This is a genomic window from Ruegeria sp. AP11 (assembly GCF_056535865.1).
This window is the reverse complement of sequence record NZ_JBQFJB010000002.1, coordinates 560,223-584,252: the sequence shown is the minus strand read 5'-3', so window position 1 is coordinate 584,252 and position 24,030 is coordinate 560,223. Positions and strand designations below refer to the sequence as shown.

The following is a 24,030-nucleotide window of genomic DNA, read 5'->3' as shown; positions in this document are numbered from 1 at the left end:
CGGTGACGCCAAAGGCGCGGCATTCGCAACAGCGGCAGTACAATAATGTGGCCCAATGAGGCTGCGAACCAGCAATTTGGGGCTTTGGCAAGTCCATGATAGGCTGGGGATGTTGCTGTTTGGCTTTTGCGGTTGTTTTTATGGTTTTTTCTGTCACCCGACTGATCGAAGATATTTCCAACAATATGATCGGTGCGGGCAGCTTCGAACAACGATGGCAGGTGATCGACAAGACACTCAAAGGTCTGGGGGCTTCGGCGTCCAACGCGACAGCGATCGACGCGCGAACCGGCGCTTCGCATTGGTTCAAAAGCAGTCTCGAACAAGCGGTTCTTGAAGCATACGTTTCGGAACAGCACTACAAAAATGACGTTCTGGTGCAGCATGCAGCCTTTGATGGCAGCCCGATTGTGTGGCAGCCGCACGACGGATGGTCATCTGCGACCAAAGCGCAGGCACGTTTTGTTGATTTCGTGTCCGACAACGGGCACCAAGCTATTGTTTCTCAAACCAGACTTGGTCGGAACATAAACGATGTCCGGTGCCTGAGCTTCTGCTCAAAATTGCCGGTGAAAGAGGTTCTGGAGGCCGAAAACCTGGGGAGAATACAGCTGGCGATGAATCTGCTGCTGCCCTGGGTGAGTTGGCCTGATAACCAGACCGGGCCGGGATTTGCAAAACTGAACGGCAAGCCATTGTCCATGCGCGAGGCAGAAGCACTGGCGTTCTTGGCGAGCGGGTTTCAGTATAGCCGCATTGCCGAGGCTATGGGCGTCTCGGAAGCCATGATAGCCAAGCATTTGCGATCTGCCCGGCGCAAACTGAATGCCCGCACCCGCGAACAGGCGGTAGCAATCGCTATTCGCGACAACCTGATCAGTTTGTAAATGTTGGGATTGCGGCCTTTTTTCCGGGGACGGGATTCAACCGAGGCTTCTGAATACAGTCTGAGAAAAAATTCTTGTTCAAAACGAGACTGATTACAGAGGATTAAACAACGGTTTCAAGTTGCGCTGCGTTTAACGGTTTTGGCACGAACCCATCAGATGAGTTTCACGAATGCCCGGATCATCTTCACCATTTTGACGAATGGTCGGGCGATGCCCTTGATCTGTGCCACTCTGATACGCTTTCTATACCAGAATGGCGGCGCAGCATGGATGCAAAGATCAGGTGATGACTGAGATCAGAAACGAAGGCATGCGGATCGGCGGAGAAATCATCTTCACCGACGAAACAGTGCCGGTGCACTATCCTTATACCGACGAAGTGGTTGGCCACGTGCCCGCGGGAAAGGCTGAACATGGCAGCCGCGCCTTTGAGATTGCGGCAGCATATAAGCCCAAGCTGACCCGCTATGAGCGCAACCAGATCCTGCAACGCGCCGGAGAGCTGATTGGCGAGCGCCGCGATTACCTCTCCAAATGGCTGGTGCTCGAACTGGGGATTTGCCACCAGCATGCGCTCTATGAAACCAAGCGCGCGCAGGATGTTTTTCAGTTCGCCGCCGCCGAGGCGCTGAGGGATGATGGCGAGATTTTTTCCTGCGACCTGACCCATAACGGCAAAGATCGCAAGATTTTCACTAAGCGCGAACCGGTCACTGCGATCAGCGCAATTACCCCGTTCAACCACCCGCTGAATATGGTCAGCCACAAGGTGGCACCGTCGATTGCCACCAATAACTGCATGGTCTGCAAGCCGACCGAACTGACGCCACTGACCTGCCTGACGCTGGCAGATATCCTCTATGAGGCGGGTCTGCCGCCCGAGATGTTTCAGGTGGTCACCGGCTGGCCCGATGACATCGGGGATGAGATGATCACCAATGAACATATCGACATCATCACCTTCACTGGGAGTGTGCCAGTGGGCAAGATAATCGCGGCCAAAGGGGGCTACAAACGACAGGCGCTGGAGCTTGGTGGCAATGATCCGTTGATCGTTCTGAATGATCTGTCCAGGGCCGATCTGGACCGGGCTGCGACCATTGCGGTGGCCGGTGCCACCGGCAATTCCGGCCAGCGCTGCACCGCGATCAAGCGTGTATTGGTGCAGGAAAGCGTAGCTGACGCCTTCGTGCCGCTGGTGCTGGAAAAGGCCAAGAGGATCAGGTACGGCGATCCGCAAAACCCCAAGACTGAGCTGGGCTGCGTTATTCACGACAAAGCCGCTGAGATGTTCGAGAGCCGCGTTTTCATGGCCGAGAAAGAGGGGGCAGAGATCCTTTATCACCCCGGCCGTCAGGGCGCGTTACTGCCGCCTATCGTGATCGATCATGTGCCCTATAACTGTGAGTTGGTAAAAGAAGAAACCTTTGGCCCGATCATCCCCATCCTGCGTGTACCCGACGATGATGAAGCAGTGATCGCGATCTCGAATTCAACAGAATTCGGGTTGTCGTCAGGTGTCTGCACCAATGACCTCAACCGCGCCATCGCCTATATCAACGGGCTGTATGTGGGCACCTGCAACATCTGGGAACAACCCGGATACCGTATCGAAATGTCCCCCTTCGGAGGCATCAAAGCCTCGGGTAACGGCGTCAAGGAAGGCGTCATCGAGGCGATGAAGTTCTTTACCAGTGTCAAGACATACTCCCTCCCATGGCCGGGGTGAGACTCCGACCGAACATATTCAGATTGTGCATTGTATTATCGGAAGATTCTGGCAGTATCGCAGCCGCATTCTGATCTTCTGGCAAATTCCTGGCTTGGCGATGAATCATTCGTGGATCGATAAGTTCAAAGGTCTCAGCGGCTTGCCGGCTGAAGTTCGCGCAGATTTGATCCACGGCAGCCAGATTGTGTCTGTCCCGTCGGGGACCCAGATTTTCGCGCCCGGCCAGACGGCTGACAATCTCTTGCTGCTGCTAGAAGGCACTGTCAGGGTTCAGCAAAAATCCGAAACCGGGCGCGAAGTGTTTCTGTACCGGGTTCACGCGGGCGAAAGCTGTGTGCTGACAACGGCGTGCATGCTCGCATTCGAGGACTATTCGGCAGACGGGATTGCCGAAACCGATGTGTCCGCCGTTGCGATACCGCGAAAAACCTTCGACGATCTGGTTGCACGATCTCCGGTATTTCGTGAGTTCGTTTTTACCGCCTATTCCCGCCGGATCACCGACCTGTTCACGTTGATCGATGACATCGTCTTTAAACGTATGGACGTCCGGCTTGCCTCACGCCTGCTGGAACTGGCCGGGGAGGGGAAAGTCGTCCGCGCAACCCACGCTGTATTGGGCACTGAACTGGGAACAGCACGCGAAGTGATTTCGCGCACATTGTCAGAATTCCAGCGTCGGGGCTGGGTAGAACAATCCCGAGGCGAGGTGCATCTGATCGATCGGGATGGTTTGGAACGGCTGGTGAAATCGGCAGGGCCCGGGGTCTGAGTCCCGTTACATTCCAACTATTGAAGACTTTGGTGATCATGTCACCAAAGCTCTGACTGTACATGTGCAAATGTCTTTCCATCGATTCTCGAAGGAGTGAGACATGCCTAAAAACATGGGGAAATTTGATCGCGTTATGCGCATCGTGATGGCTGTGGCCCTGGCATATGCGGCTTTGGGCACCAGTGCGTTTGGTGCTGGCATACTGGTCTGGCTGTCACTGATGATCGCCGCTGTTTTTGCGCTCACGGCGCTTGCAGGCAATTGTCCAATCTACAGCATTATCGGCCTGAAAACCTGCCGGAACTGCTGATGGCTGAGACCGTATTCACACCTTGGGCATCGCTGGCGGGCGGTGTCCTGATCGGGGTTGCATCGGTTCTGCTGATGTTTCTGATGGGACGAGTGATGGGCGCGACCGGCATTCTGGCCGGGATACTCCATCCTGCGTCAAAAAACGACCTTGCGTGGCGCCTGACATTGCTGGCTGGTATGGCGACCGGACCGTTGGTGATCTGGTTGAAAACTGGACAGATGCCAGCAGTGCAGGTGCCCGAGTCCACCTCCGCCTTTGTTTTGGGTGGCGTGATCGTTGGAATGGGCGTGACCTTCGGAGCGGGCTGCACCTCGGGCCACGGAGTGTGCGGTATGGCACGGCTGAGCGTGCGTTCCATCGCTGCGACGCTGACATTCATGCTGTTCACCTTTGTCACAGTTTTCATCATTCGCCACATCATCGGAGAATAAAGCATGAGGCTGATCGCTACCTATCTGACAGGGCTGATCTTTGGCGTCGGTATATCGCTTTCGGGCATGTCGAACCCGGCCAAGGTGCTAAATTTCTTCGATGTTTTCGGTATTTGGGACCCGTCCCTGATCTTTGTGATGGGCGGAGCTTTGGTGACCACATTCATCGGCTACAAGCTGGTGTTTGGCCGGTCCGCGCCGGTGTTCGAACCTGCCTTCCACCTGCCGTCTGCCAAGCGGGTTGACGCAAAACTCATCGGCGGCTCTGCGCTTTTCGGTGTCGGCTGGGGCATCGCAGGCTTCTGCCCGGGTGGCGCTTTGCCTGCGCTTGGCACCGGCCGATGGGAGGTTTTTGCCTTCGTCGGCGCCCTGATCGCGGGCATCGCGTTTGCCAGATTCATCCAATCCGCGCTGACGCCTGACTTGCAGACCAACATCTGAATATCATCCTGAGGAGAGACGATATGACCCCCTATCCCGTGAACATCACCGTCAAACCCGAGGTTTTTGCGTTCTTTGACGCGGCAACCAACACAATCAGTTATATCGTGAAGGACCCGAGCTCGAATGCCTGTGCGATCGTCGACAGCGTCATGGACATCGACTATGCGGCTGGGCGTATCACCTTTGATCACGCAGACGAACTGATCCGCGTTGTTACCGACAAAGGTCTGCAACTGGAGTGGATCATCGAGACCCATGTGCATGCCGATCACCTGTCCGCCGCGCCCTATATTCAGCAGAAGCTGGGGGGCAAGATCGGGGTCGGCTCAAAGATTACGGTGGTGCAGGACACATTCGGCAAGGTCTTCAACGAAGGGACCGAGTTTCAGCGCGACGGCTCTCAGTTCGATGCATTGTTTGAGGATGGCGACACTTACATGATCGGCAATATGCAGGCGTTTGCTATGTACACGCCCGGTCATACGCCCGCCTGTATGGTGCATGTGATGGGCGACGCTGCATTTGTCGGCGATACTCTGTTCATGCCTGATGGCGGGTCGGCCCGCGCCGATTTCCCGGGTGGCGATGCAGGCGTGCTCTATGATTCGATCCAAAGGGTTCTGACTCTGCCGGACGAGACCCGGTTGTTCATGTGCCACGACTATGGTCCGAACGGACGCGATATTGCGTGGGAAACCAGTGTGGCCGAAGAAAAGGCGCACAATATCCATGTCGGCGGCGGCAAGACAAAAGATGAGTTCGTCAAGTTTCGTACCGAGCGCGATGCGACGCTGGCCATGCCAAATCTCATCATCCCGTCGCTGCAGGTCAATATGCGCGCGGGAGAAGTGCCGACCGACCCGGACGGCAATCCGGTGCTCAAAGTGCCCGTCAACACGCTGTAACCGGTGAAAAGGAGCACAGAGATGGAGTTTCGCACCATATCGCCCAAGTTCACCGTCAGCCCCCAGATTATGGTTGAAGATGTCGCGACTATCGCGGCGCAGGGTTTTCGCAGCATTATCTGCAACCGACCCGATGGCGAGGGTGCAGATCAACCCTCGTTCACCGAGATTTCCGCCGCTGCCAAGGCCGCGGGGATCGAGGTGCGCTATGTTCCTGTGCAATCGGGCATGGTCAGGGATCAGGATGTTCAGGCGCTTGCCGAAGCGCTGGATGATCTGCAGCGCCCCGTTCTGGCCTATTGCCGGACCGGAACGCGCTCGGCCACGTTGTGGTCATTTCACGAGGCGCAAAAGCGCCCGATCTCGGAAATCCTGATGGCAACCAAGACAGCGGGCTATGACATGAATGGTGTTGCCCGCCGCATTGCCAATGGCGGCAAAACGCCGACCGATGCCGGGGACGCCCATTTTCAGGTGGTGATAGTTGGTGCAGGTGCCGGCGGCATCTCGGTCGCGGCTGGCCTGAAATCGCGGCAACCCGATCTGGATATCGCAGTGATCGACCCGGCGGATATTCATTATTATCAGCCCGGCTGGACCATGGTTGGCGGCGGTATCTTCGATGCGCAGACGACGGCAAAGACGATGGGCAGCCTGATCCCGAAGGGCGTTCACTGGATCAAGGCCGGCGTCGCCGCGTTCGAGCCGCAGAACGATGCGATCGTGCTCGACGGCTGTCGGGTGGTGAAATACGACCGTCTTGTCGTGTGCCCGGGGCTAAAGCTGGATTGGGGCAAGGTCGAGGGGTTGGAGGATACGTTGGGTCGCAACGGTGTGACCTCGAATTATCGTTACGATCTAGCGCCTTATACCTGGCAGTTAGTGCAGAACATGAAGGAAGGCCGGGCGATCTTTACCCAACCGACCATGCCGATCAAATGCGCCGGGGCGCCGCAAAAAGCTATGTATCTCTCAGGTGATGCCTGGTTTCGCCGGGGCGTGCTGGGGGATATCGATATCCAGTTCATGAATGCGGGCGGCGCGCTGTTCGGGGTCAAGGACTACGTGCCCGCGCTGATGCGTTATGTCGAGAAATACGACGCCACGCTGAATTACTTCCATAATCTGGTTGCAATCGATGGCCCGGCCAAACGGGCAGTGTTCGAAGTTGCCAAACCGGACAGTGCGCCCAGCACGCTTGAGGTTGAGTTCGACATGATCCATGTCTGCCCGCCGCAGACGGCACCGGATTTTGTCCGGGTCTCTCCACTGGCGGATGCTGCGGGCTGGGTCGATGTGGATCAGGCGACGCTGCGCCACAAGCAGTTTGACAATATCTGGTCACTTGGTGACGTGATGAATGCGCCGAATGCTAAGACCGCGGCTGCAGCGCGCAAACAGGCACCGGCCGTGGCAGACAACATCGTTGCCGACATCGCCGGACGCTCTGCCGTGGCGCAATATGATGGCTATGGTTCGTGCCCGTTGATGGTTGAGCGTGGCAAGATCGTACTGGCCGAATTCGGTTATGGTGGCGCATTGAAGCCCAGCTTCCCGCAATTTCTGATCGACGGCACGCAGCCCAGCCGTCTGGCATGGTTCCTCAAGGAAAGCCTGCTGCCCCCGATCTATTGGAAGGCGATGTTGCGCGGCAAGGAATGGATGGCACGCCCGGAAAAACTGAATGTGACCTCGGAATAACCCAACCCTCCGAAAGACCCAGATGATCGAACAATTCCGCCGATATGTCCCCATCCTGGACTGGGGGCGCCACTTTACACGCGCGGCGCTTTCCAACGACCTGATTGCGGCGCTCATCGTCACGATCATGCTGATCCCGCAATCGCTGGCTTACGCGCTGTTGGCAGGGTTGCCGCCCGAAGCTGGCATCTATGCCTCGATCGCGCCCATCATGCTCTATGCCATCTTCGGTACCAGCCGTGCTCTGGCGGTAGGGCCGGTGGCGGTGGTCTCGCTTTTGACGGCCACGGCCATCGGACAGATTGCCGAACAGGGCACGGCGGGCTATGCCATCGCGGCCTTGACGCTGGCCTTCCTGTCCGGGGCGTTTCTGCTGCTTATGGGTATTCTGCGCCTGGGATTTATGGCCAATTTCCTGAGCCATCCGGTCATTGCCGGGTTCATTACGGCTTCGGGTCTGTTGATAGCGACCAGTCAGCTCAAACATATTCTCGGTGTCAGCGCACATGGGCATACATTGCCTGACATGGTTATCTCGATCCTTGTGCATCTGTCTCAGGTCAACTGGATCACTCTGACAATCGGCATGCTTGTCACCGGATTTCTGTTCTGGGTGCGCAAGAACCTCAAACCGTTTCTAAAGCGGCTCGGGGCGGGGGCGGTTCTGGCTGATATCCTGACCAAAGCCGGACCTGTCGCCGCTGTTATTGCCTCAACCGTTGCCGTCTGGGGTTTTGATCTGAACGGGCAGGGGGTGCAGATCGTCGGGGAAGTACCGCAAAGCCTGCCGCCGCTGACTGTACCCGGCTTTTCGATGGACCTGTTGGAGGCTCTTGTTGTTCCGGCAATCCTGATCTCGATCATCGGTTTTGTCGAAAGCGTCTCGGTCGCGCAGACGCTTGCCGCAAAGAAGCGCCAGAGGATTGATCCGGATCAGGAGCTGATCGGTCTGGGAACGGCAAATCTTGGCGCCGCATTCACTGGAGGATACCCGGTCACTGGGGGTTTTTCGCGCTCGGTCGTCAATTTCGATGCCGGAGCAGAAACGCCTGCCGCCGGCGCCTTTACGGCAATCGGGCTGGCCATTGCTGCCGTTGCGCTGACACCGTTGGTCTATTACCTGCCCAAAGCCACGCTGGCAGCGACGATCATCGTGGCCGTCCTGAGCCTTGTGGACCTGTCGACCCTGCGAAAGACCTGGACCTACTCTCGCGCTGATTTCACTGCCGTTGCTGCAACCATCGTGCTCACGCTTGGCCTGGGCGTTGAGGTTGGCGTTGCTTCCGGTGTGGCGATCTCGGTCTTGCTGCATCTTTACAAAACCTCGCGCCCGCATGTGGCGGAAGTGGGTCTTGTTCCCGGAACTCAGCATTTTCGAAATATCCTGCGTCACAACGTCGAAACCGATCCCTGTGTGGTGACCTTGCGCGTGGATGAGAGCCTGTATTTCGTGAACGCCCGCTTCCTTGAAGACCTGATTCAGCGCCGGGTGACCGAAGGCAGCGCAGTTCGCCATGTAATCCTGATGTTTTCAGCGGTGAACGAGGTTGACTATTCCGCGCTGGAAAGCCTTGAGGCGATCAACCATCGTTTGTCCGATATGGGTGTTGGCCTTCACCTGTCCGAAGTCAAGGGTCCGGTAATGGACCGGCTTCAGCGCACTCATTTCATTAGCGCGTTGAACGGGCAAGTGTTTCTATCGCAATTCGATGCCTGGGTCGGGCTGAGTCACCGACGCGCGTTGCACATTGCCGCCGAGCCGTCAGGGGTCTGAGGCCGCCTCAACTCATGCAGGATCCAGTTGGCTAGTTTTTCCTGAACGCGTCCCTCAAAGCATCTCCAAAGGCGCTGCTTTGAGTGTCTTGCCGCTGGTTCCGCTGTTGTGGTGCACGGGATTTGCCTGCGCTTGTCTGATGGCCACGCCCGGCTTTTTCCTCGCGCGCGGAGACCCCGCCATCCTTGCGCATCGTCAGCCCGATGCGCTTGCGCGGTACATCGACCTCTACCACGCGTACTTTGACAACCTGACCGGTTTTGACCACCTCATGCGGGTCTTTGACGAAGCGGTCGGCCAGTTGGCTGACGTGAACCAACCCGTCCTGATGCACGCCGATATCGACAAATGCGCCAAAGGCCGCGACGTTTGTGACGGTGCCTTCAAGAACCATGCCGGGCTTCAGATCGGTTATCGCCTCGACCCCATCGGTGAACGAGGCTGTCTTGAAGCTGGGTCGAGGGTCCCGACCGGGTTTTTCCAGTTCAGAAAAGATATCACGCACGGTCGGCAGGCCGAAGGTGTCATTGACGAATTGTTCGGCGGCAGACCTTTCAAAGCTCCGTCATGACCCATGATCTGGCGGATATCGCGGCCACAGGCGGCGACGACGCGGCGGGCGACGTCATAAGCCTCGGGGTGAACGGATGAGGCGTCCAGTGGCTCCGCCCCGTCGCGGATACGCAGGAAGCCTGCGCATTGCTCAAAAGCACGGGGGCCAAGGCGCGCCACCTTCAGCAGGTCTTTGCGCGAGGTAAAGGCCCCATTGATATCGCGGTGGGTCACGATGGCCTCGGCCAATCCCGGTCCGAGGCCCGATACATGCGATAACAGCGGTGCCGAGGCGGTGTTCAGGTCAACACCAACTGCATTCACCACATCCTCGATCACTGACTCCAGCGACTGAGACAGTCGGTGCTGGTCCACATCATGCTGATATTGGCCAACGCCGATGCTTTTGGGCTCGATCTTGACCAGTTCGGCCAGCGGGTCCTGCAGACGGCGGGCGATCGACACAGCGCCCCGCAGCGAGACATCAAGATCGGGGAACTCACGCGCTGCCAGTTCCGAGGCTGAATAGACCGAGGCCCCGGCCTCGGACACGACAACCTTGGTGGGCGCTTTGACGGTTTTGGGTAGCAGGGCGAGCGTATCGGCCACCATCCGCTCGGTCTCGCGGCTAGCGGTGCCGTTGCCGATGGCGATCAGTTCGATCTGGTGGGCGGCGATCAGGTTCAGGATGGCGGCCTGTGCGCCCCGCAGATCATTCTTGGGCTGGAACGGATAGAGCGTATCGGTCGCCACCACCTTGCCAGTCGAATCCACGACAGCCGCCTTGACGCCGGTACGGATGCCCGGGTCCAGACCCAATGTTGCCCGCGCACCTGCCGGGGCGGCGAACAGCAGGTCCTTGAGGTTACGTGAAAACACCTGAATCGCCTCGTCCTGCGCCCGGCTGCGCAGATCGGCCATCAGTTCGACCATCATCGACAGCGACAGCGTCACGCGCCATGTCCAGCCCGCCACCTTACGCAGCCATTTGTCTCCCGGCCCATCTCCGCTTGTATGCAGATGTGCGGCCACCATCGCCTCGGCCCGCGCGGCACCCGCTTCGGGTTCGGGCGCGATGTCCAGCGTGACGATCCCTTCTTTAGAGGCACGCAGCATCGCCAGCGCCCGATGCGAAGGGGTTTTGGCCCAAAGTTCAGTATGATCGAAATAGTCGCTGAACTTTGCGCCTTCCTGTTCCTTGCCTTCGACGAGCTTCGCGGTCAGCAATGCCTCGCGTTGCATGAAATTGCGCAACTCTCCCAACAAGGCAGCATTCTCGGTCAGCCGTTCGGTGATGATATCGCGCGCGCCGTTCAGAGCGTCTCTGGCGGCTGGAATAGTTTCACCCAGATATCCGGCGGCCAGTGTTTCGGGATCTGCCAAGCGATCCGCCAGAATTGCATCGGCCAGTGGTTCCAGCCCGTTTTCGCGCGCGATCATGGCCTTGGTGCGGCGCTTGGGTTTATAGGGCAGATAGATGTCTTCCAACTGGGCCTTGGTCTCGGCCTGCGCTATGGATTTCACCAGAGCGTCCGTCAGTTTCCCCTGATCCCTGATCGAGCCCACAATCGCCTCGCGCCGGGCTTCAAGCTCTCGCAGATACGTCAGGCGGTCTGACAGTGTACGCAGTTGTGTATCGTCCAGCCCGCCGGTCACCTCTTTGCGGTAACGCGCGACAAAGGGCACCGTCGCGCCTTCATCCAGCAGTTTTACCGCAGCCCCGACCTGTTCCGGGCGGGCATTGATCTCGGTGGCGATGGTGCGGGCGATGCGGTCCAAAGGGGCCTCCTGACAGACGGTTGGGGGACTGTCTTAGCCAGAGGGGCAGGCGAGGGGAAGGGGTTTTCGGCCTCAAAACTCCCTCTGCACGAAAACTGCACGAGAGCTGTGCGGCGATCTGCACCGCAATCCTCCAGACAGAGGCAGCATCACAACAAAAAAGGAGCAGTGATATGGGGCAGTTTATTGTGCGCGGGGTGCCGGATTCGGTTCTGCAGGATAGCTGGTGGTTCGATATGTCTGAGCAGGAACGCAACCGGAGCGACGGCAGTCTGGGTCCAGGCAAGCGCCACGCTGCAGGTGGCTTGCTCATTCTGGTGGCATTGGCGGATGTATTGTTTCTGGACCACGCACCGGGGGTGTCGCTTGCGGTTTTTGCGCTGGCGGTGGCCGGCGTTGTATGGCTGCTGCTGGGGCGGCGAACCGGCTTGATTGGGCCTTCGATCTTGCTGATCCTGAGCGTTCTGCCGGTGGTGGAATACGTGCAGGCGCTTTCGGTTGCCTTTTTGCTGGGCGGTTCCACTGTTGCGTTATGCTGGGCAGTTCTGGGCCACCGGAGCGGAGCGTCCTGCCGCAGGTTTCTGTCTCAGTTCCCGATTCTCGCTATCCGGCAGGCAATTTCAGCGATCCGCAACAGCCAGTCGTCCGCGCGCGCTGACGGCGTGCTTCTGCGATTGTTGCGCGACTGGGGCTTCCCGGTGGGTGGAGCGTTGGTTCTGGCCTCTCTTATGGTTTCGGCGAATCCGGTTTTGTCGGATTGGATGGATCGGCTGTGGCGTTTTGATCTCAGGTTCGAGCGGGTTCTGTTCTGGCTGGGGGCTGCGGTGATGATCTGGCCGGTTCTGGCGGTCGCGGTGCAGCCCGGATTGCTTGCCCCGCGTGCGGGACCTCAACGGTCCCGTTCTTTGCCCGGATTGGGATTGAATGCTGCGTCTGTGGCCAACGCGCTGATTACCTTCAATCTGCTTCTGGCCGTGCAAACGACTATGGACGTGGTGTTTTTGTGGGGGAATGCAGCACTTCCCGAGGGGATGAGCCACGCCGAATATGCCCATCGCGGTGCTTATCCCTTGCTGGCGACGGCGTTGTTGGCCGGGGTCTTCGCATTGGCGGCGCGCCCGTTTCTGGCTGAACGGCGGGGGCTGACCGGTTGGATGATGCTATGGCTGGGTCAGAATGTGCTGCTGGTGGTCTCATCCCTCATGCGGTTGTCACTGTATGTCGAAGCATATGGCCTGACCTATCTGCGTGTACACGCCGCGATCTGGATGGCTTTGGTGGCCACCGGGCTGTGTTTGACCGGATGGCAGATACTGCGCGGCAAATCGAACCGCTGGTTGCTGATGCGATCCTGTGCGCTTGGCCTTGGTGTGCTCTATGCCTGCTGTTTCGTGAATTTCGCGGCGCTGATTGCACGGGAAAACCTGCGTCACCCACAGCGATATGACGCGTATTACGTTTGCCAGCTTGGCCCGATGGCCGCCGCAGAGATTGCGCAATCCCCGCGCCCCACAGGCTGTTCCACATGGGTGCCGCAGATCAGCAATTGGCGGGAATGGGGGTTTCGCGCAGATCGAGTGATCCGTAGTCTGGCCACCAAAGCAAAGCCGGAGACAGCTTATGAAAATCCTCGTCGTGGATGACGACCCGCGCCTGCGCGAGCTGGTCTCGATCACGCTGGAACGCGCGGGCTATCAGGTTGTGACCGCCCGCGACGGACAAATGGCGCTGACCCATGCACTGCGTGAAGCCCCCGATCTGGTGGTGCTTGATGTGGGGCTACCCGAACTGGACGGGCTTGAAGTCTGCCGCAAGCTGCGCGCGCGGTCAGAGGTGCCGATCCTGTTTCTGACCGCTCGTGATGATGAGATCGACCGGATTCTGGGTCTCGAACTTGGTGCGGACGACTATGTGACCAAACCCTTCAGCCCGCGTGAATTGGTGGCGCGGATCAAGGCAATTCTGAAACGAAGCTCGGCCCGTGGGTCCTCGGCCATTCTGCGCCATGGTCCGGTCGAACTGGATGCGTCGGGCCATTCCGTGAAACTCGATGGCGCACTGCTGACCCTGACCGCGACCGAGCTGTCGATCCTGCGCCGCCTGATGCAGACGCCCGAGGCAATCGTCTCGCGTCCGCAATTGATCGACGCGATTTACGGTACCGGCAGCGCCGTTGCTGACCGGACGCTGGACAGCCATCTGCGCAATCTGCGGCGCAAGCTGGGTGACAAAGGTTGGGCCAGTGCCATCGAAACCGTGCATGGCATTGGCCTGCGGATGGGGGCATGGCCGGTTTGAAACGCAAATGGCGCCCATCTCTGGGCTTTGTACTGTGCGGAGCGCTGGCGGGCACACTGGTGCTGTCGCTGCTTGGTCTGATCGTGCTTCGCTATCTTGGTCCCGAGATCGGGTTTCGCCGCGCCGCCTTTTTGTTGTCGGTTCTGATTGGGTTGGCAACCGGCGTGTTGGGCTATCTTCTGGTGCGCCTGCTGCTCCGCCCGATTTCGGCATTGGCCACGTATTCGGCAACCATTGAACGCGGTCAGGAAGCAGACCCGCCCGAGCATTACGGGACACAGGAACTATCCGGCCTTGCAGGCTCGGTCCTGGGGATGGCCGAAACCCTGCAGCGTCGCGAAACTTCGATCCGAAGCTTCGCCGACCACGTCACGCATGAGCTGAAAACCCCGGTAACCGCCATCCGCGCGGCGGCGGAATTGTTGGAAGAGGCCGAGGGCCTTTCAGATCAGGACCGCGCGTTGCTGCAACAGATTCTGGGCGCAAGCGATCAGATGCAATCCCACCTGCGCGCCCTCAACCAAGTCGCAGCCGCGCGCGTGCCGGAACACCACGGCACCGGCTCACTGGCTGAACTGTCTGACGATCTTCTGGAGCGGTTTCCAGAGCTCGACCTGACGTTCGAGGGTTCCGACCAAATCCTGCCGTTGGCCGCGTCGGGCCTACGCGTGGTCCTGCTGCAGCTATTGGACAATGCCCATCGTCACGGGGCAGGGCAGGTCACGCTGAGCGCCAATGCAGGCAAATTGGTTGTCCGGGACGATGGCCCGGGGATTTCGGAAGGCAACCGGGATCGCGTATTCGCACCGTTCTTCACCACCGCCCGCGAACGAGGGGGCACAGGTATGGGCCTGACCATCGCAGCCGGTCTTCTGGGGGCCCATGGTGGCCGAATTTCCCTGACCTCCTCCGCGCAGGGGGCACGGTTCGAAATCCTGTTCCCGGATGACTAAGGAAGCGGCTTTGACCGAGATTTGAGCCACCCGTGTCAATATGCGCCTCCAAACACGATTGATCCCAAGCCCATCCTGATTTAAGGGAGGCCCTGTCAAATCAGAGTCATCCGTGGGGCGTCCTCGCTCCGTAACGGCTCGGTGCCAGTATTGAACAATGGCACACACTCTTGGATCGCACGCCCCGAAAGGCTTTAAAAAAGGTAAGGGAATATGGCAGAAAAATCGAACTTCGATATATTGTATACCATTGTAGACGAAGCGCCGGAGCTGGCGAGCGCATCGTTCCTGCCCATCATCCGCAAGTTCGCATCTGCCGCAGGCGTCAGTGTCGGCACCAAGGATATTTCGCTGGCCGGGCGTATCATCGCTACCTTCCCGGAAAACCTGACCGACGATCAGCGAATCACCGATGATCTGGCCGCTCTGGGTGAGCTGGTGAAGACGCCGGATGCCAATGTGATCAAGCTGCCGAACATCTCGGCCTCGGTGCCGCAGCTGGTGGCAGCCATCGAAGAGCTGCAATCGCAGGGCTACGACATTCCGAACTATCCCGAAGAACCCTCGACCGATGAGGAAAAAGCAATCCGTGCGCGCTATGACGCCATCAAAGGCTCAGCCGTGAACCCGGTTCTGCGTGAGGGCAACAGCGACCGCCGTGCGGCACGCGCCGTGAAGAACTATGCCCAGAACAACCCGCATTCGATGGGTGAATGGGCATCGGGCAGCAAGACCAAAGTATCATCCATGTCCGGCAACGACTTCTACGCAAACGAGAAATCAGCCACCATCACAGCCGCCCAGGCCGGTGCTGCGAAGATCGAGTTTGTCGGCAAAGATGGCGCGACCACCGTTCTGAAAGACGGCTGGCCGCTGGAGGAAGGCACCGTTGCTGATGCGACCTTCATGTCGGTCAAGGCGTTGTCCGCGTTTCTGGCCGAGGCCATCGAAGACACCAAAAAAGACGGCACCATGTTCTCGCTGCACATGAAGGCGACGATGATGAAGGTCAGCGACCCGATCATCTTTGGCTATGCGGTCAAAGCGTGGCTGGCCCCGGTGTTCGACAAGTTCGGCGCTGAGCTGAATGCGCTGGGTGTGAACCCGAACTCGGGTCTGGGTGACCTGCTGGACCGGGTGAAAGGCAACGCCGATATTGTGGCCGCCATTGATGCGCTGAAAGGCGAGCGCCCATCGATGTATATGGTCGACAGCGACAAGGGTATCACCAACCTGCACGTGCCGTCGGACGTGATCATCGATGCCTCGATGCCTGCCGTGATCCGCGCAGGCGGCAAGGGCTGGGACGAGGCTGGTGCCAAGGGTGACACCAACTGCGTGATCCCCGACCGCTGCTATGCGTCGGTTTATGACGAATCCATCAACTTCTTCAAAGCCAACGGCGCGCTGGACCCGGCCACTGCCGGTGCGGTTGCCAACGTGGGTCTGATGGCGCAGAAGGCCGAGGAATATGGCTCGCACCCGACTACCTTCCAGGCGCCTGCGGATGGCACCATCCGCATCGTTCTGGCCAATGGTGAGACACTGCACTCGCACGAAGTCGAAGCCGGAGACATTTGGCGCGCCTGCACGGTGAAGAAAGCGCCGATCGAGAACTGGATTCAGTTGGCGATGGACCGTCAGCGACTGACCGGGTCCGAGGCGATCTTCTGGCTGGATGCCAACCGCGCCCATGACGCCGAGCTGATCAAATACGTGAAGCCCGCGCTGGAAGCTGCTGGTGTGGCCGACAATTTCCAGATCATGGCCCCGCGTGAGGCGACGCGGCAGTCGCTGGAAACGATCACCGCAGGCAACGATTCGATTGCCATCACCGGCAACGTGTTGCGCGACTATCTGACCGATCTGTTCCCGATCCTGGAACTGGGCACTTCGGCCAAGATGCTGTCCATCGTCAAGCTGATGAAAGGCGGTGGTCTGTTCGAAACCGGTGCTGGCGGTTCGGCCCCGAAACACGTGCAGCAATTGGTCGAGGAAAACCACTTGCGCTGGGATTCGATGGGTGAATTCTGCGCGCTGGGTGAATCGCTGAACTTCCTCGCGGACAGCAAGGGTAACGCCAAGGCCGGCGTGCTGGGAGCTGCCGCCGAGGCCGCAACGCAAGGCATTCTGGACAACAATAAATCGCCCAGCCGCAAGGTTGGTCAGCCGGATAACCGCGACAGCCATTATTGGTTTGCGCGTTACTGGGCCGAGGCCCTGGCCGCACAGTCAGATGATGCAGAACTGGCTGCAGAGTTTACACCTCTGGCGAAAGAACTGGCCGGCAAGGAAGAACAGATTCTATCGGAACTGGCAGCGGCGCAGGGTGCAGCAGCTGATCTGGGTGGGTATTATCACACCGACCCGGCCAAAGCCGCGGCTGTGATGCGTCCCAGCGCAACGCTGAACGCGATCATCGGCTAACGGGTTTTCCCCATTCCGGAACTTACGAAAGCCGGCCCTTCGGGGCCGGTTTTTTTGTGCCCAAATGTGAAAAAGGGTCGGCCCCCATAGCCAACCCTTTTCTGAGTGAGTAGTGGGGCTGGTCGCCTCACCGGTGCAGTTGAATTCATACTACGCTTATTACTCGCGCTGAATATTGGGGGATTCCCGTAGGAAGCTGCTTTTTATTGGCAAAAAGTGTTTTTTGTTAGCTTTATGTCTGCGCTTTAAGCCCAATACACTGTTTTCGACCCGTGATTCTTCACCTTGTGGTTCTTGCGGTCTACTATTCTCCTTCGTTAGTAATAACCTGATAAAAAAAGGCCGGTCATAAGACCGGCCCAAAAATGGTCATATCGACCGAGGGATTAGTTGGATGCCGTGTTAAGCTTTTCGTTCTGTTCGCGCAGCGTGTCCGAGATAATCGCATACCATTCGCCGGATTCGCGCATCTCAATCAGACCCTTGTTCATCATCGCAATGTATTCGCGTGCGAACGGGTTGGTGCGATGTGCGAGGAAACTCATCGACGACAATGTGGATACATACGGGTTTTCAACGATGTCAGCCGAAGTCAAACCCATGTCTTTCATTGTCGATGCGAACAGGTCGACCTCGAACGCGGCGACATCTGCGGTTCCGGTCAATACCGCATCAAGACAATCTCGAGCCGAATTGGGCTGAACAACAGTTGTATTCTCACGGTTCAGACCTTGTTCTTCCAGCACAACCATGCTCCAGCCTGCCATACGGCAAATGGTTGATCCCTCAAGGTCTGAGAAATCCGTTGCCTTTGCGTATTCGCTTTCAGGCAAAGTGAAGAAGCCGCCGACGATGTCATATACCGGAACAGAAGCGACAAATTGGGTGCAGCGGGCTTCGGTCTCTGCAGACCACTCATAAGAGCGGTTGGTGCAATCCGGTACAGTCCATGCGATCGAGATATCAAACGCACCCAGCGGCAACAATGTGTCCAGATGCGAGCTCCAGTCATCCACAAAGCTGACCGAATAGTCGCGGCTGTTACCAGCACGCTGAAGGCTGGTCGTCGCCAAGCGGGTCATAATTCCACCTCCGTTCAGCGCTTCGGTCGTGAACGGCTCCCAACCGTTGCCTGCAACCATCTTGATCGGCGGCGCATAAACATTTGAACGTTTGACGCTGGCCGCACGCTTTTCTTCGGCGGCGATCAGCTCTTGCGCAGATTGACCGTTGGGCAGACTGCCATCCTCACAGGGTAGCGCCAGAACCAGACCATTTTCGAGCGAGCCGGGGTTGGTGATCGCGTTGCGGTTCGCGTTGAAGATCGGCTGATAATTCGATGTGCCATAGGCGGCGATGGCAATTGTTGCCAGCGTATCGCCGTCCTGAACGGTATAGTTCGAGCAGGCCTCTTGCGCGGCGGCTGCACCCGCGCTCAGGGCGGTGAGGGCTGATGCCGACAATACTGCTTTCTTCAGTTTCTTGTTAAACATGTCCACTTCCTCCAGACTTTTGTTTTGTCAGGCCAATTGGGGCCTTAGCCATTTTCCATTTGATAGCGCAGTGCAGTCGACACGATGTCACGCCACTCGCCGGATTGCTGCATGATCGCCAGACCCTGATTGAGCGTCTCAAGGATCGCTTCCCCATCCGGATTATCTTTGTGGGTCATTACGTTAAGCGACTTGATTGCCGCCAGGTTGGGGTTTTCGATGATCTGATGCTCAAAGCCCAGGCGCCCAATGGCCTCGACGGCCAGATGGGCCTCGATCGCGACGATATCGGCCGAGCCATCCATGACGGCGCGAAAGCAGTCATCGGGTGAAACCGGGCGCATCAGTTTGATCGCTGGCTCATAAAGGCCAACTGCATCCATGTGTGACAGAGACCATCCCTCGGGTCGGCAAATCGTGGCGTCTACGAAATCTGAATAGGTCAGAGTTTCTTCGTAGCCCGATCCGTCTTTGGCGAAGAATGTATCAACAACTTCGTAAAACGGATTCGAGAAGTTGTAGGTCTCGCACCGCGTACGGTCACTTTCAGACAGGGCCTCAGCCTCTTCGCAGTTCGGGCGCGACCACGGGAAAGTGGCGTCAAAAGCCAAGGTCGGCATCAACAGGTCCAGATGCGATGACCAGTCGTTGACGAATTGAATCTTATAGGGCTGTTCGGGCGCAGCCCGCAGCATCGCGGTCTCGACCAGATCCGTATAGAGGCCACGGTTCGGTAGCGCCTCATCGGTGAAGGGCGCATAGTTGCCGCCGGTGATCAGCAGAAGCTGGCGATCCCGGATTTCCGGGCGTTCGCCGCCATCGGCATTACGGATCAGCGCGGCACCTTCCGCACGCGCGGCCTCGATCTCTTTCCTGGCCTCCGCTTTGGCCGCGACAACCGCATCTTCGCTGGCTTTTTTCGCCTCTGCCTCAGCTGCAGCAACGCGAGCTTCGGCCTCGGCGATGGCTTTGGCCGCACGTTCCTCTGCAGCCTTGACCAGTTCCGAGGCCATTTCAGCCGCCATGCGGCCCGCCTCGGTGTCCGGCAATTCAGGCGCACGACCGATATCTTCCAGACAGGGGAAGGTCAGAACGTCGCCGACGCGGATAATGTTAGGGTTCGAGCCGATGACGTCGCGGTTTGCGTCATAGATGACCCTGTAATCTTCGGTGGCGTAAACCTGGATCGCCAGATCACGCAGGCTGTCGCCGCGCTGGATCTCATAGGTCGAACAGGCTTCTTGCGCCGAAGCTGCCCCCGTCGCGGCCGCAAGAGCCAGGGTGGATACGATCAGATGGGTTCTCATGTTGTCCTGTGTTCCTGCCTTGTTTATGTCTGCGCCGGTTTGACCACGGCGATTGAGATGTTGTCCTGGTCCGGGTCCGCCTTTGCGTGCAGCGCCTGCAACAGCGCATCTGCAACATCGCGAGCCGGTGACGGGCTATGCTCGCGCAGCAGTGCCTCGATCTCGGGATTGCTGAGATACTGAAGCCCGTCGCTGCCAAGGATCAGAATGTCACCCGCGCGAAGCGCCAGTGGTTCTTCCGGGCAATCCACCTTGGGTATGGCGGCCCCCATAATGACCGAAGTCAGCTGATTGCGGTCGGGATGCGCCTGCGCCTCTTCCTCGGTCAGCAGACCCTGCGCGAATTGTTCATCGATCGTCGGGGCCATCGAGTGATCTTCGTTGATCTGAGACAGAGCCTGATCCCGGAACAGATAGAGGGGGCTGTCTCCGATCGAGATCCAGAACAGATTCTGGTCCACCAGCAGTGTGCCCAGCAAGGTCGAGCCAAGCTGAACCCCGGAGGTTTCGCCATGGCATGCCACCTGTGCATTCGCGTGCATGGCCGCCATGGGCAGGGCGTCGAGCAGTGCGCCCTTAGTTACGTCATCGCGTTCAAGCTGCGCGTCCAGTGCCTCTTGCCAGGCGGAAATCACCAGCTCGGAGGCAACTTCACCCGCGTCATGCCCGCCCATTCCATCGGCAACCACGACATAGCCCGCGTTGGCCTGATCAAAGAACCGCGCGGCAATCGCGTCTTCCTGCGTTTCGCGCTGACCCCGGTCCAGGATCAGGGCGATGTCATATGCAGGGGTCGCCAGCATCAATCGGCATCCCGCCAGTCGAAACCGTCATCGCAGAACGCCGCAAAGCGGATCGAGGTTTCGCTGATGCGGATCAGGTCACCGCTGGACAGGGCAACAGTACTGAGCACCGGTTTGCCGTTCAAACGCACAAGGTTCGCCTTGCCGCCATGGCCCAAATAGCATTTCCGGTCCTCAGGATCATAGGCGATTACCGCATGGTTGCTGCGTGAAATGCCGGTATCACCGAAATCCAGCTGAATGGCCTGATCGTCGTTGCGACCGATCTGCATAAGCCCTTCGGTCAACGTGACGCTCGCGCCGCGGCCCGGACCGGCGGTGACAACAAGCCAACCCACCGGGAAAGTCTGCTGCGCGGCCTCGGTCTTGGCGACGGGTTCGGCGGTTTCGATCAGTTCCTGAACATGGGTGTCTGCGCGGTCAAAGCCCAGGAAAGTGGTCTTGACGCGCGACCGGCGATCTTCGGTTGGGGCAGGGGTCGCAACAAGTGTTTCTGCGACGGGCTCAGGTGTGGGTTCCGGTGTGGGCTCGGGTTCAATCACGGCCTCGGCTTCGGGCTCGTGGATGACCTCCGGCTCAGGTTCCAGGGCAGGCTCTGGCTGCATCTCGGCCATCGGCTCAGGCTCTGACGATGCGGCCTCTTCGACGGCCGCCGCCAGGATGTTTTCCTCTTCGGCCTCTGCGCTGATTTCAACTGTATCTTCCGCGCTCAGGTGAAGGGTAACGATCTGTTCCTCTTCTTCGGCCTCTGCGGGCGCGGCTGCCTCCTCTTCGAGTTCGACGGTTACAGTCTCGACCGACCCTTCGTCAAACTCGGGCATCGCTTCTTCGGGGATCAGCTCATCCGATTCTTCGTAGCTCTCGCTCGTCAGATTGCCGCCCCCAAGTGCTGCGCGCAGAGCGTTGAAATCGGCAATCGGCTCGGGCTTTTCGTCCTGTACCGCTTCGGCTTCGGGTTTTTCTTCTTCTTTCGGCTTGCCGGCACCTTCTAGAAGCCGGCTCAGAGGGCTTTTGTATTTGAACATGGTGTCGACACCTTCTTGAATCTGTCACGGGGACTATCCCGCGGGGCTGCTACAAACCGCTGCACAACAGCGCAGCGACACTGACGAAAGGGAAACAGGGATACTTGTCACATCGCGGCGGGCCGGTTCCCGTCAGGGTGGCGATATTGGCGCCACCCTCAGCACACATACGCTGGCGATTTTCACTATGAACCGGTTCGAATTACTCCTGCGCGAGCGGCATGACCGCGGTGCTTACTCCACCGTTGCGCATAATGCTCAGGCGCGCGTTGGGTTGGTTATCGGACACAAGCTGGACCAGGATGGCATCCAGGCTTTCCGGACTATCAATCACCGCTCCGGTCTGCGCCTCGCTCAGCAGGACGTCGCCCACCTGCAAGTCACCCGGGGTGTCTTGCGGAACGGTAACGACCGCAGTTTGCCAACCGGCATCTCCGTTATGGCGCACGTCGAATGAATATCCGTTTTGCAGGCCAAACATACGGTGGGCGGGCAGGGCCAGCAGCCCGTTCTGGGCCCGGGTCTGACCAAGCGGACGATAACGCGCAGCGACGCGGATATAGCCGTCCGGATCGACCGCGAAGTTATCCAGAACCTGCGCCGCCAGCGAGGCATTGGCCCGGACCGGCTCGCCGTTCAGCGTAAAGATCGTTGCACCACGCTGCACCCAATCGCCAATCACCGACATATCCTGACCCGCATCAACGCTATTGATCGCGATGACGCTGCCGGTCGAGCTGCGGCGCTGCGACATGGCAAAAGGAATCTCCACGTCCCAATGCCCAAACGCAACCTGATCCTGCGCCAATTCCACCGTTGTCGCCGGGTCGGATGCGACCTCGGCGGCGGTTGCCTCTGTTGCCGCTTCTGTCGGTGCATCTTCCACCTGCGCCTCAGGCGCGTTTGTGTCTGCCGCCGGGACTTCCGCCGCGGTCTCGACCTGCTCGACAGGTTGTACCGGCGCTGGTTCCGTTGCCAAAGTCGGTTCGGCCTGCTGTGGCTCTGTTGTGGCTTCGGCGGTCTGCTCGACCGGTTCCGGCTCAGCTGCAACAGGCGCCGGAGTGATCGGTGCCTCAGCGGTAACCGGTGTTGCCTCGGGCGCGGATTGGTCGCCCGACATTACGAAATATCCTCCGGCAGCCAGTGCTGCGACTACAACGGCGGCTCCCGCGATCATCTTGCCGCTGCCGCCCGAGCCGCTTTTGACCACGGTGTCAACGGCGGCGACTTCCTGTTCCTGTGGCGTGAATTTCGACAGATCTTCCTCGGGCTTTTCTTCATGGCCCAGGGTCAGATCCGCATTCCCCGCCAACAGAGCGGTCACCACGGCTTCGGCGTTTTCGCTTTCGGCCTTGATGCGTGCCTTTTCGGCCTCTTCATCCACCCGGTCCATGCCGACGATGACCGAGACGGGGCGATAGGCGAATGTATCAAACATCACGCCGGGGCCACGGAACATGCGCAGCCAGTCCAGCGCCGATTGCAGACGGTCGGTGGCGTGGACCTCCATCGCCTTGTCGATCGCTTCGAGGAATTTGTCCGGGTAACCTTTGAAACGGCCCGCCAACGGCTCGTAAGGATCGTCCTGACCATTGTTGAACGCATTCAAACGCGTCTGGCCATCGATGGGGCGCTCGCCGCTGATCGCGTGATATAGCGTCGCGGCCAATACATAAAGATCACTGCTGGGCCCTTGCTCGGCACCGCGCACATAGAATTCATGCGGCGAATACCCATCCTTGATCACCCGCAGGGTCAACAAGGCTGCCGACTTGTTGGCCGCCTGTTCCCGGGCTGCGCCAAAGTCGATCAGGATCGGCTCGCCGTTTTCATCGATCAGGATGTTGTCAGGCGAGATATCACGATGCAGCATACCGCTCTGGTGGATGAACGAGACCGCCGAAAGCATCTTTTCGGTCACCTGCACAATAAAGTCGGGGCCGCTTTTGTTCTCGGGGTTTTCGACGTAATCCAGCAGATCGCAGCCCCGGATCAAGTCCATGGCGATGTAGGCGGTGTTGTTGTCTTCGAACACCTGATGCACATCGACGATGTTCGGGTGAACCAGACGGGCATGGTTGCGCGCCTCAAGAATAAACAGATCGATGATCGCGCGCAGGTCGTCTTTGTGATCGGGATTTGCCGGCTCGACCAGATCGCCGTTCCGCTGGCAGAGCGCCCCTGGATAGCACTCCTTGATAACCACATCCCGCTCGAGGCTGTCGCGTGCCAGGTATGTGATTCCAAACCCGCCATTGCTGAGGAAACGGAGGATTTCATACTGACCACGCAGCAGCTTTGCGCCTGGTTGCAATCCTTCGATCTGAGGTTCGTCGTGCGTTGCGCCGACAGCCTGGTTGTGGCTCATATCTTCCCGCCCATGTTACTCGTTTTGCGGTTTTCATAACTCGGGCTTCAGCCCACGAAC

At 58.6% G+C, this 24,030-nt stretch carries 18 protein-coding genes and 1 pseudogene; 13 read left to right on the top strand and 6 right to left on the bottom strand.

The window, feature by feature from the left end; translation table 11 throughout:
- The first annotated feature begins 119 nt into the window (after positions 1 to 119).
- From ACR3E4_RS20595 to ACR3E4_RS20555, 9 genes are all read left to right on the top strand, one after another.
- Complete coding sequence (locus ACR3E4_RS20595) at positions 120 to 887, top strand: helix-turn-helix transcriptional regulator (RefSeq protein ID WP_480531190.1); 768 nt, start codon at positions 120 to 122, stop codon at positions 885 to 887.
- Positions 888 to 1,176: 289 nt separating this feature from the next.
- A complete protein-coding gene (gene phnY, locus ACR3E4_RS20590; protein WP_480531188.1) occupies positions 1,177 to 2,619 on the top strand; it encodes a phosphonoacetaldehyde dehydrogenase in 1,443 nt (480 codons plus the stop codon).
- Between the two features lie 100 nt (positions 2,620 to 2,719).
- Positions 2,720 to 3,394 (top strand): Crp/Fnr family transcriptional regulator, encoded by a 675-nt coding sequence (locus ACR3E4_RS20585; RefSeq protein ID WP_480531186.1) that lies wholly within the window; start codon positions 2,720 to 2,722, stop codon positions 3,392 to 3,394.
- A gap of 103 nt (positions 3,395 to 3,497) precedes the next feature.
- Positions 3,498 to 3,707, top strand: a complete 210-nt coding sequence (locus ACR3E4_RS20580; protein WP_480531184.1) for a YgaP family membrane protein — start codon at positions 3,498 to 3,500, stop codon at positions 3,705 to 3,707.
- Entirely contained in the window at positions 3,707 to 4,141 is a 435-nt protein-coding gene (locus ACR3E4_RS20575; RefSeq protein ID WP_480531182.1) for a YeeE/YedE family protein, read from the top strand. Before ACR3E4_RS20580 ends, ACR3E4_RS20575 begins: the two co-directional genes overlap by 1 nt.
- Before the next feature lie 3 nt (positions 4,142 to 4,144).
- Positions 4,145 to 4,582 (top strand): DUF6691 family protein, encoded by a 438-nt coding sequence (locus tag ACR3E4_RS20570; protein ID WP_480531180.1) that lies wholly within the window; start codon positions 4,145 to 4,147, stop codon positions 4,580 to 4,582.
- Between the two features lie 23 nt (positions 4,583 to 4,605).
- Complete coding sequence (locus ACR3E4_RS20565) at positions 4,606 to 5,490, top strand: MBL fold metallo-hydrolase (protein WP_480531178.1); 885 nt, start codon at positions 4,606 to 4,608, stop codon at positions 5,488 to 5,490.
- A 21-nt stretch (positions 5,491 to 5,511) separates the two neighbouring features.
- Positions 5,512 to 7,191 carry a bifunctional protein tyrosine phosphatase family protein/NAD(P)/FAD-dependent oxidoreductase gene (locus ACR3E4_RS20560; RefSeq protein WP_480531176.1) on the top strand — a complete coding sequence of 560 codons (1,680 nt, stop codon included), beginning with the start codon at positions 5,512 to 5,514 and terminating at the stop codon, positions 7,189 to 7,191.
- A 22-nt stretch (positions 7,192 to 7,213) separates the two neighbouring features.
- Positions 7,214 to 8,965 (top strand): SulP family inorganic anion transporter, encoded by a 1,752-nt coding sequence (locus tag ACR3E4_RS20555; RefSeq protein WP_480531174.1) that lies wholly within the window; start codon positions 7,214 to 7,216, stop codon positions 8,963 to 8,965.
- A gap of 31 nt (positions 8,966 to 8,996) precedes the next feature.
- On the opposite strand, the pseudogene ACR3E4_RS20550 reads toward ACR3E4_RS20555, so the two are convergent.
- A pseudogene (locus ACR3E4_RS20550) lies at positions 8,997 to 11,296 on the bottom strand (Tex family protein).
- A 173-nt stretch (positions 11,297 to 11,469) separates the two neighbouring features.
- Here ACR3E4_RS20550 and ACR3E4_RS20545 point away from each other — a divergent pair.
- From ACR3E4_RS20545 to ACR3E4_RS20530, 4 genes are all read left to right on the top strand, one after another.
- A complete protein-coding gene (locus ACR3E4_RS20545) occupies positions 11,470 to 12,939 on the top strand; it encodes a DUF4153 domain-containing protein (RefSeq protein ID WP_480531172.1) in 1,470 nt (489 codons plus the stop codon).
- On the top strand, positions 12,917 to 13,594 hold the full coding sequence (locus tag ACR3E4_RS20540; protein ID WP_480531170.1) for a response regulator transcription factor: 678 nt from the start codon (positions 12,917 to 12,919) through the stop codon (positions 13,592 to 13,594). The genes ACR3E4_RS20545 and ACR3E4_RS20540 overlap by 23 nt, the downstream gene beginning before the upstream one ends.
- Positions 13,582 to 14,547 (top strand): sensor histidine kinase, encoded by a 966-nt coding sequence (locus ACR3E4_RS20535; RefSeq protein ID WP_480531168.1) that lies wholly within the window; start codon positions 13,582 to 13,584, stop codon positions 14,545 to 14,547. The genes ACR3E4_RS20540 and ACR3E4_RS20535 overlap by 13 nt, the downstream gene beginning before the upstream one ends.
- Before the next feature lie 213 nt (positions 14,548 to 14,760).
- Positions 14,761 to 16,974, top strand: a complete 2,214-nt coding sequence (locus ACR3E4_RS20530) for an NADP-dependent isocitrate dehydrogenase (RefSeq protein ID WP_480531166.1) — start codon at positions 14,761 to 14,763, stop codon at positions 16,972 to 16,974.
- A 386-nt stretch (positions 16,975 to 17,360) separates the two neighbouring features.
- On the opposite strand, the gene ACR3E4_RS20525 is transcribed toward ACR3E4_RS20530, so the two are convergent.
- The 5 genes from ACR3E4_RS20525 to ACR3E4_RS20505 form a co-directional block, all read right to left on the bottom strand.
- Positions 17,361 to 18,467, bottom strand: a complete 1,107-nt coding sequence (locus ACR3E4_RS20525) for a peptidoglycan-binding protein LysM (RefSeq protein WP_480531164.1) — start codon at positions 18,465 to 18,467, stop codon at positions 17,361 to 17,363.
- Between the two features lie 44 nt (positions 18,468 to 18,511).
- Positions 18,512 to 19,774 carry a substrate-binding periplasmic protein gene (locus ACR3E4_RS20520; protein ID WP_480531162.1) on the bottom strand — a complete coding sequence of 421 codons (1,263 nt, stop codon included), beginning with the start codon at positions 19,772 to 19,774 and terminating at the stop codon, positions 18,512 to 18,514.
- Between the two features lie 23 nt (positions 19,775 to 19,797).
- Positions 19,798 to 20,577, bottom strand: coding sequence for a PP2C family protein-serine/threonine phosphatase (locus ACR3E4_RS20515; protein WP_480531160.1), 780 nt, complete (start codon positions 20,575 to 20,577; stop codon positions 19,798 to 19,800).
- Positions 20,577 to 21,602 carry an FHA domain-containing protein gene (locus ACR3E4_RS20510; RefSeq protein WP_480531158.1) on the bottom strand — a complete coding sequence of 342 codons (1,026 nt, stop codon included), beginning with the start codon at positions 21,600 to 21,602 and terminating at the stop codon, positions 20,577 to 20,579. The genes ACR3E4_RS20515 and ACR3E4_RS20510 overlap by 1 nt, the downstream gene beginning before the upstream one ends.
- A 202-nt stretch (positions 21,603 to 21,804) precedes the next feature.
- Entirely contained in the window at positions 21,805 to 23,970 is a 2,166-nt protein-coding gene (locus ACR3E4_RS20505) for a serine/threonine protein kinase (RefSeq protein WP_480531156.1), read from the bottom strand.
- Positions 23,971 to 24,030: the final 60 nt, after the last annotated feature.

Excerpts from the sequence above, each read along its gene's own strand:
- phnY (WP_480531188.1), top strand. The coding sequence starts at position 1,177 with ATGACTGAGATCAGAAACGAAGGCATGCGGATCGGCGGAGAAATCATC.
- ACR3E4_RS20585 (WP_480531186.1), top strand. The coding sequence starts at position 2,720 with ATGAATCATTCGTGGATCGATAAGTTCAAAGGTCTCAGCGGCTTGCCG.
- ACR3E4_RS20580 (WP_480531184.1), top strand. The coding sequence starts at position 3,498 with ATGCCTAAAAACATGGGGAAATTTGATCGCGTTATGCGCATCGTGATG.
- ACR3E4_RS20575 (WP_480531182.1), top strand. The coding sequence starts at position 3,707 with ATGGCTGAGACCGTATTCACACCTTGGGCATCGCTGGCGGGCGGTGTC.
- ACR3E4_RS20570 (WP_480531180.1), top strand. The coding sequence starts at position 4,145 with ATGAGGCTGATCGCTACCTATCTGACAGGGCTGATCTTTGGCGTCGGT.
- ACR3E4_RS20565 (WP_480531178.1), top strand. The coding sequence starts at position 4,606 with ATGACCCCCTATCCCGTGAACATCACCGTCAAACCCGAGGTTTTTGCG.
- ACR3E4_RS20560 (WP_480531176.1), top strand. The coding sequence starts at position 5,512 with ATGGAGTTTCGCACCATATCGCCCAAGTTCACCGTCAGCCCCCAGATT.
- ACR3E4_RS20555 (WP_480531174.1), top strand. The coding sequence starts at position 7,214 with ATGATCGAACAATTCCGCCGATATGTCCCCATCCTGGACTGGGGGCGC.
- ACR3E4_RS20545 (WP_480531172.1), top strand. The coding sequence starts at position 11,470 with ATGGGGCAGTTTATTGTGCGCGGGGTGCCGGATTCGGTTCTGCAGGAT.
- ACR3E4_RS20540 (WP_480531170.1), top strand. The coding sequence starts at position 12,917 with ATGAAAATCCTCGTCGTGGATGACGACCCGCGCCTGCGCGAGCTGGTC.
- ACR3E4_RS20535 (WP_480531168.1), top strand. The coding sequence starts at position 13,582 with ATGGCCGGTTTGAAACGCAAATGGCGCCCATCTCTGGGCTTTGTACTG.
- ACR3E4_RS20530 (WP_480531166.1), top strand. The coding sequence starts at position 14,761 with ATGGCAGAAAAATCGAACTTCGATATATTGTATACCATTGTAGACGAA.
- ACR3E4_RS20525 (WP_480531164.1), bottom strand. The coding sequence starts at position 18,467 with ATGTTTAACAAGAAACTGAAGAAAGCAGTATTGTCGGCATCAGCCCTC.
- ACR3E4_RS20520 (WP_480531162.1), bottom strand. The coding sequence starts at position 19,774 with ATGAGAACCCATCTGATCGTATCCACCCTGGCTCTTGCGGCCGCGACG.
- ACR3E4_RS20515 (WP_480531160.1), bottom strand. The coding sequence starts at position 20,577 with ATGCTGGCGACCCCTGCATATGACATCGCCCTGATCCTGGACCGGGGT.
- ACR3E4_RS20510 (WP_480531158.1), bottom strand. The coding sequence starts at position 21,602 with ATGTTCAAATACAAAAGCCCTCTGAGCCGGCTTCTAGAAGGTGCCGGC.
- ACR3E4_RS20505 (WP_480531156.1), bottom strand. The coding sequence starts at position 23,970 with ATGAGCCACAACCAGGCTGTCGGCGCAACGCACGACGAACCTCAGATC.